The following is a 6,118-nucleotide window of genomic DNA, read 5'->3' on the forward strand; positions in this document are numbered from 1 at the left end:
TCCTCCGCCGCTCCCTATGGGAGCCGCCGAGGAGGCCGCCAACGCTCGGCCAGCCGCGCGGTGCCTAGCCAATATCGCGGCCGCCCACCGAGTCCCGGTGGCCGACTCTGGCTGCGGCTAATGCGCAGCCTCCGTGTGGTGGGTATTGCCGGAAATCCGCAACCCACCCGGCATCTGCATAGGAACATTAACTGCATAATGCTGTTGCCATGCTATATTGTTTTTGCATCAGCCAGTTAACCTACCCGAATCCAAGCATCGGTGAATTACAATGTATAACTGTTTCCCGCTCCCGCTCGACAAGAAAGTCGTCCGTGCACCAACCGCCAAGACGCTCGATCAAATGCACAAGTCACTGTTACAGCGACAGTCACAGGCACAGTCGAAGTAACTGTTACTGTCACTGTTACTGGTACAGTTACAGTAACTGTAACAGTAACAGTGATACTCACCGTCACAGGCACAGTGACTGTGACGGTGACAACAGGATGCGGCGGCCAGAGGTTACCGCTGAAGTGCAATGTACAATCCGCGCGCGATGTAAAAACAGGAGCGGCGCATGTAATACTCCCGGCATCACCATGTGACCACCGGAGGGACGATGCGACATCTATATCCATCACAGGCTGAGGCCCAGCGTGCCATCCTGCGCTCCATCGCTCGGGGCTATCCGCTGTACACCACAGGTATGGTGCGCGCCGACAAGTGGGATCGGCTCGTCGGGAAGTTCCGGCGCGAGTACGAGGTCGATCTATCCCCCGCCGCCCGTCAAAACCGCAAACGACGGGGCCGATGCGCCGCACTCCTGATCGGAGCGGAGCTGCCTCAGGATGATCGGGGGGAGATGATCCGCTGGGTACTGTTGGTAACGGAAGCCGGGACCGGCCCGGTGAAAGACGAGGAGACGTTGAGTGACGCTCGCTCCGAGCGCCTGACGTGGGGCGACTACGTGTGCATGCACCTGACCCGGCCCCGGCAGCATGGCGGAGGAGCGCGATGGACGTGGTGCCTCACCCGCGACGCAGAACGCGCGTGCGCCAACTACCTGACCGAGCTGGCCCAAGCGGCCGGGCGCCATCGCGACCCCCGGCGACTGCGCGCCTACGTCGATATCCTGCTCCGGCGCCCGATGCACTCCGGGGTGCGCACGCAGACGGCCAAGATGCTGCGCCGCGCCCGGAAGGTGTGGGCGAAACACTCGGGTGGCCAGCCATGGCCGTGCGTCGAGCCGGACGCGCTACCTCAGTTCGGGCGATATACCGCGCCCGCGCCGCAGGGCGCGGCGACCGCGTGAGGACAAGTAGTGGGAGCCGGGGTCGCGCAGGCAATATGCCAAAAGGGTCATTTCTCCGACGGGTACGGCCCGAGGAACCGTTCGCCATTAAAATGAATGAGATGGGAAGGGGAATCAGCCACCCATACCTCGGTTTCCCAGGCGATCTCACCAAGGTAGCGGCCCATGATGGTCCGATTGGGGAACGCGGTCACATAAACCAAGCCAGCGGTTGATCCAGCGAACAGCTTTTCCAATTCAGCATGTCGCTTACCATCGACCGGGCCGTGACTAGTGACGGACTCGACCAGGAGGAGCCAGTTTTTCGCGGTGTAGTGCAACACCACGTCGGGCATCTTTCCGTGTGAATCAACATCGACGCCCAGGCCGGCCAACAACGGTGCATCGAAGTAACCCCACTTCTCGCCAGTGTCGCCGGCGTAGACCAATACACTTCCCGGTGCGAAGCGCGAGGCGAACTCCTCAATGATGGCCCGGATCAGTTCGCTATGCTCACCAGGGCTCAGGGTGATTTCCTGGCCTGGTGCGACCTGGACCGGGATGCGGTGCTGTTCACGTTCCTTGGCGTATTGCGCGATCAGTGTCTCACGTTCGGCTAGATAGGCAGAGAGATTGTCATGCCATGCCGGCGTGCCGAAGGTACGCAACAGGGCCAGTGCGGCGGGCTCAATCTGATAGACCGAGTCTTGGCTATTTACCGGTCGGCTGAGCTCACCCGGGTTGTGGAGGGCCAAACCAGCGTCGCGGAACTGGTGTATGGTGTTTCGGCGCACGGTCTCGCGGGAATTGGGCGCGTAGGCCTTATCGTAATGATCGTGCATCCAATTCATGATGGGAGTGATGCCCATCGGCGGATTTTCGGCGTCGGCCCAAGCCTTGCCAGGCGTTAGGTTTAGCAGGGCCAAGAGGCAGAGCGCCGAACGCTTGTTCTGCTGTTTTCGCGGCAGCCCCAATGAAGCGAGGATCTGCTGTGCGGCTTTGATATATTCGTCCTTGTCGTTCATGCGATCAGGTTTCCTAGCTTTGCATCGATCTCGTCCTGTGTGAGCGTTTCTTGCTTCATCGCCCATTCGCCTAGTTCGATGAGCATTTCACGAGTTGGATAGTTCATCCGCTTGAGGTCGGTTGCATTGACCTGGGTATGGCCGCTGTAACGCCTGAAGCACTCATCGATTGCAGTGGTGTTCAGGAATACAGCGAGCCCGCGAGCCAGCGCCTCAGGTAATCCAGTCTTGCCGTCGTGGAACAGATTTAGGTGGTTCTCAAAGCCCAACACTGGCGCCTCGCCGAACGTGCTCGGGTCAACAACACTGGCAACGATCCGGCGCTTCTCCTCCTTTGAAGAGAAGCGCCGCACCACGCAGTAGAAGCCACTCGGGTACAGCCATTTCTCGGTTTCGGCATTGCGCTCGATGGCGTTTGGCTTCTTGCAGCCCTCGATGGGCCAAGTCGTACCGTCACTGCTGAAATGCCCGGGATACAACAAGGGCACGGTGCCTTCCCCTGGCATTTTGCGCAGATGCTCTTTCAGCCGGAAATCGACCACTGGCCCGGTCGATACCTTGATGTCGAGGTCAGCAAGCGTAGAGCGGATCGCCGAAGACCGCTCGATGGCATTACTCTCCGGTGACGTGGGAACGTGAATGAACTGCTCCGGATCATCTGGAAACACGACCCGGTCGAACGGATGCTCGTGAATCGCGAGGTCCCCAAAGGTGTCATCCGTGGAGGTCGAGACCATCACCGAACCCTGTTCGCCCCCTCGCTCCAGGTGGATGATGACATTCTCTTGGAGAACCTCATCCTCTTTGAACGCCTTGTTGCGCGCCTCAAACAGGTGCATGCGGCGGATAGCTGCACGCTCCAGGATGAACTCACGGAAGGGGCGGTAGTAGGGGCCGTTACAGAAACTACGCGGAATGATCGCCACGATATGCCCTCCCTGGGCAGCCTGCATTAAGGCCAGTGCCACAAAGGCGGCATACAGATTGACCGTCTCAATGCCGACACGGCGCAGAGCCAAGCGGTGTGCGGACTGGCTGTTGATCTTCTTGTAGGGCGGATTGAGGATCGCGTGGGTGTAGCCGTCCCCCGGCAGACCTTCCTCTGTTGCGAGCTGGATGTAGTCGCCTGCATTTATGTGTGAAGTCACCTCGCGGTAGGCAGAAAACCGCTGGGCGAGTAACGCGCGCAGGTCGTCATCGACTTCGTACGCGGTTACCTCGACCGATCGGAAATCGAAGCCGCCGGCCTGCCATCGATCCAGGAAGGCCGAAGAAAGCGCTCCCATGCCGGCACCTGCATCGAGCAGCCGGCAAGTCGGCGCGGCGTTGCTCGGAAATAACGACGCCATAAAGCGGGCTACGCTGGATGGCGTCATGAATTGACCAAGTTCTGCCTTCCGCTTTCGTTCAGCTCGCAACGCGGGTGCCGTGTGCAACCTATCCAGGGCTTCGAGTTGCTCTTGGGGCATTCGCATTCCTCATTGACGCGGCGCAACATCGCCAACGTGTGTTGGTAGGGGTGGGTTGGGGCACATCTATACGACAGTCCCCGACGACCACCTCGCTGTGGTATCACGCATCACGTATGCCTACGGCACCGCTCGGCGCAATAGCCCAAACCCATCAACACCGCGTATGCGGCGATGACGGCCACGGTCGTGACGATGATCGCGATCGATAGCTGCGACATGCTCGCCTCCCCAGCCCCTAACCGAGCCGCGCCACCAGATCGTCGGCGCGCAGGTGAGTGTACCGTCGCAGCATCGCGAGGTCAGTGTGTCCGGTGATCGCGGAGACCTCGACGATCGACAGACCCCGCTCGAACAGGCGCGACGTCGCCTCGTGTCGTAAGTCGTGCAGGCGCACGCTGACTAGCCAATCCGCATCGGAGGTGGCTCCGGCCGCCTCCTGCGCCTCGACATAACGTGCCCGAGCCGTCTGTACCGCGCGGGCGAACGCCCGGCTGGCCGCATCGGGTGTCAGGCCCCATACCCTCCCCGACAGTCGGCGCGGGAGCGCGGCCAGCTCATCCCGCGCTCGCGTCGAGAGCGGGACGTCGCGGGCCTGTCCGTTTTTTGTGTGTGGCAGGTGGACGACCCGACGGCGTAGGTCAACGTGATCCCAAGTCAGCGCTGTCAGCTCGCCACGCCGCATGGCAGTCTCCACCGCCACGCGGCAGAGGCTCGGCAGCTCTCGTGACCCTGTAGCCGCCAGGATCGCGCCCAGTTCGTCGTCCGATACACGCCGGTCTCGTCCACGCCCAGCAGGGGGCAGACGCACCCGATCAGTCGGTGCGCCATGAGGTACATGGATGCCCCAGTCGGTCATCGCCACTCGGTAAATTCGGCCCAGGAGGCCCAGCTCCTTCCTTACCTGGTCTCCGGAGACAGTCTGCAACCGCCGATCACGGTATGCCGCGATCCGCTCGGGAGTGAGGGCGATCAGCGAGTGCGGGCCCCACTCCTCAATTATCCGAGTCATGTCCGACGCCATCTGGCGCCGAGACTTCTTTTGCGGCAGCACCTCGCGGGCGTATCGCTCGCACGCGGCTGCGACGGTCGTACGCTCGCCATCGGTGCGCGGGAGGAACTGGCCGGTATCCATCTCGCGCTCGGTCGCCCTCGCCCACTTCGCGGCGTCCTCGCGGGCGCTGAAGGTCTTCGTGATCGAGGGCTGGCCCAGACGGCGTATCTGGGCCTCCCATTTGCCGGTCGAACGTCGTCGGATGGTGGCCATTTTCGGGCTTCACTGTGGCAAGAGTGTGGCAAGAAGCCCAAGACTGCCCGATAAGCTAGGCCATTTCTAGACCTCTCTACCCCCTCCTAAGGGGTAGGTCGCAGGTTCGAATCCTGCCGGGGACGCCATCTTTCCATCTTGTTCCATCCTGATGCGTCCATCAATAAAGGCCAAAAACCGCAATTTATTGGTGCTGGCAGTCCTTGCTTGTCTGGCGCTTTCTATGGACAGCTCCGCACCTTCGGGGGTGCTTTTGGGGGTAGAAAGCCCGATTGGCCCTGTGTCACCTTGCTGAGAGACCCCCATGCCCAAGCCAACCAATAAGCTGACTGCCGCCGCGCTGGCAGCCGCCAAGTACGAAGGGCGGCCCCGCAAGCTGTTTGATGGCGGCGGCCTGTACGTCCCCATTCAGGCATCCGGTCGCTATTGGCGGCCGTATCGATCAAGGTTGTCGAAGTCTTTGTCAATTCGCCTTCGATCTTGTCGAAAAACTCAGCATGGGTTTCGCAAAGTTACCTTTCTTGTCATTGCCCTGGTGGTTGCGGTGCTTAGTTTCGTGCATAGCTTTCCCTCAATTTGTCTTTGGCCTCGGTCCTCTTTGTCCGGGCGAATGTTGGCCGTCCCTGTCGGCCGCCCGGATTGTGCATGCCCGTGTCCTGTTGGTGCTTTAATGTCCTTGCCGGATATGAGGCATCTGTTTGAGCGGATTTCTCCCTGATCTCGAATCAGGCGCGATCCGACATCTACTCCTCACGCTGAGGGTTCGTGAGCTTTCGGAACGGATAGGCGAGCATATGGACTATCAGGAGCAAGGTGGTAGCGACGATGCCGAGGAGGCTGGCCACGATAGTCAGGAGCGCCTTCGACATAACCACGGGATGCCGTAGAGCGCCCAAGACAAACATGACGATCAGAAAGAAGATGAGCGTGTTCCAGAAGTTGTAAGCTTCGACGTATTGTTCGATCAAGACTTGCTCCTGTGTGGGTAGGTGTCGGGTCCCGGCTGTTTGTATACATGTTTACGAAATAAATCGGGGCGTTCCTGTTGCCAGGCCTTGAGTGTCTCAACCGGCGTTCGATGCCC

General features: G+C 60.3%; 5 protein-coding genes. 1 reads left to right on the forward strand and 4 read right to left on the reverse strand.

Translation table 11 applies throughout. The annotated features are described in order from the left end of the window. Nucleotides 1-601: 601 nt before the first annotated feature. A complete protein-coding gene (locus G020_RS0110795; RefSeq protein ID WP_024329572.1) occupies nt 602-1,294 on the forward strand; it encodes a hypothetical protein in 693 nt (230 codons plus the stop codon). A 47-nt stretch (nt 1,295-1,341) separates the two neighbouring features. Here the strand turns inward: G020_RS0110795 and G020_RS0110800 are convergent, their stop codons facing one another. From G020_RS0110800 to G020_RS0110820, 4 genes are all read right to left on the reverse strand, one after another. After that, complete coding sequence (locus tag G020_RS0110800) at nt 1,342-2,298, reverse strand: BsuBI/PstI family type II restriction endonuclease (protein WP_024329573.1); 957 nt, start codon at nt 2,296-2,298, stop codon at nt 1,342-1,344. Then, nucleotides 2,295-3,767: an Eco57I restriction-modification methylase domain-containing protein gene (locus G020_RS0110805; protein WP_029681292.1), complete on the reverse strand. Its 1,473-nt coding sequence runs from the start codon at nt 3,765-3,767 to the stop codon at nt 2,295-2,297. The genes G020_RS0110800 and G020_RS0110805 overlap by 4 nt, the downstream gene beginning before the upstream one ends. A gap of 238 nt (nt 3,768-4,005) precedes the next feature. After that, entirely contained in the window at nt 4,006-5,034 is a 1,029-nt protein-coding gene (locus G020_RS0110815) for a site-specific integrase (RefSeq protein ID WP_024329575.1), read from the reverse strand. A gap of 743 nt (nt 5,035-5,777) precedes the next feature. Beyond that, entirely contained in the window at nt 5,778-6,002 is a 225-nt protein-coding gene (locus tag G020_RS0110820) for a hypothetical protein (RefSeq protein WP_024329576.1), read from the reverse strand. Between the last annotated feature and the right edge of the window lie 116 nt (nt 6,003-6,118).

Source organism: Thioalkalivibrio sp. ALR17-21 (genome assembly GCF_000420185.1).
Taxonomy (GTDB): Bacteria; Pseudomonadota; Gammaproteobacteria; order Ectothiorhodospirales; family Ectothiorhodospiraceae; genus Thioalkalivibrio; species Thioalkalivibrio halophilus.

What these genes read in the sequence shown, in the direction of transcription:
- G020_RS0110795 (WP_024329572.1), top strand. Translation starts at nt 602, where the DNA reads ATGCGACATCTATATCCATCACAGGCTGAGGCCCAGCGTGCCATCCTG.
- G020_RS0110800 (WP_024329573.1), bottom strand. Translation starts at nt 2,298, where the DNA reads ATGAACGACAAGGACGAATATATCAAAGCCGCACAGCAGATCCTCGCT.
- G020_RS0110805 (WP_029681292.1), bottom strand. Translation starts at nt 3,767, where the DNA reads ATGCCCCAAGAGCAACTCGAAGCCCTGGATAGGTTGCACACGGCACCC.
- G020_RS0110815 (WP_024329575.1), bottom strand. Translation starts at nt 5,034, where the DNA reads ATGGCCACCATCCGACGACGTTCGACCGGCAAATGGGAGGCCCAGATA.